A 1199-nucleotide genomic window follows, 5' to 3' on the forward strand; every position below is an offset into this window, starting at 1 on the left:
TGGGCGGCGCCTCGATGCTCATCGGCGTCCTGCCCACGTTCGCCCAGGCGGGCTGGTGGGCGGTGGCCGGGCTCGTGCTGCTGCGCTGCCTGCAGGGCGTCTCGGCCGGCATGGAGTGGGGCGGGGCCGCCCTGATGTCCGTGGAGCACGCCCCCGCGGACCGGCGCGGCCTGTTCGGCTCGTTCACGCAGGTCGGCTCCTCGGCCGGCATGCTCCTGGCCACCGGCGCGTTCTCCCTGGTCAAGCTCGTCACCACCGACGAGCAGTTCGCCGCGTTCGGCTGGCGTCTGCCGTTCCTCGCCTCGGGCCTGCTCGTGGTGGTCGGCCTGGCCATCCGCCTCGGCGTCGAGGACTCGGCGGAGTTCCGCGTGCACCGGGACTCGGGCACCGTCAGCCGCGCGCCCGTCGTTGAGCTGCTGCGCCATCACACCCGCCCCGTGCTCGTCACCGCCGGCCTGCGTCTGGGTCAGAACGGCCTCTACTACCTCGTCACCGCGTACCTGGTGAGCTACCTCGTGCTCCGCGGCGCCGACGACGGCGTCCTCGTCTCCGCCATCATGGTCGCCTCGGCCATCGGGCTGCTGAGCACCCCCTTCTGGGGCGCGGTCTCGGACCGGGTGGGCCGTGCCCGGGTGTCCCGGCTCGGGTACGCGCTCACGGCGGTGTCGGGCTGGGTGCTGTTCGCCGTCGTGGACGCGGGCGCGCTGGCGGTGCTGCCGCTCGTCGTCGTGCTGGTGATCAACGTGGCCCACGACAGCGTCTACGGCCCGCAGGCCGCGTGGTTCGCCGAGCAGTTCCCGGTGCGCGTGCGGTACTCGGGCGTGAACCTGGGCTACCAGCTCGGCACGGTGGTGGGCGGCGGGTTCGCCCCGTTCATCGCGGCGCTGCTGTACGAGGTCGGCGGCCACACGCCGTGGCTGATCGCCGCGTACCTGACGCTGCTGGCCTCGCTCTCGCTGATCGCCACGCGCTTCGCCCGCGACCCCGTGGCCCGCCCCGAGACGGACCTCGTGGCCGACGACGCCGCCATCCTGGCCGCACAGGCGGACGGGCCGGCCGCCGTCGTGCCGGCCGACCATGCCCCCGTGACCCTGGAGACCCGATGACCGCGACCCCCGCCCCCGCCCCGTTCATCCTCAGCGCGTTCGACATGGTGACGCCCGTGCACCAGTCGCCCGGGCAGTGGCGGCACCCCCAGT

The 1199-nt window shown here is 74.1% G+C and carries 1 protein-coding gene; it reads left to right on the top strand.

What is annotated here, in order from left to right; genetic code table 11:
• The coding region (locus ACIP67_RS43385; RefSeq protein ID WP_401700264.1) for an MFS transporter at positions 1-1106 on the top strand (1106 nt) is incomplete at its 5' end.
• Positions 1107-1199 lie beyond the last annotated feature (93 nt).

Source organism: Streptomyces sp. NPDC088812 (genome assembly GCF_044750285.1).
Classification (GTDB): domain Bacteria; phylum Actinomycetota; class Actinomycetes; order Streptomycetales; family Streptomycetaceae; genus Streptomyces.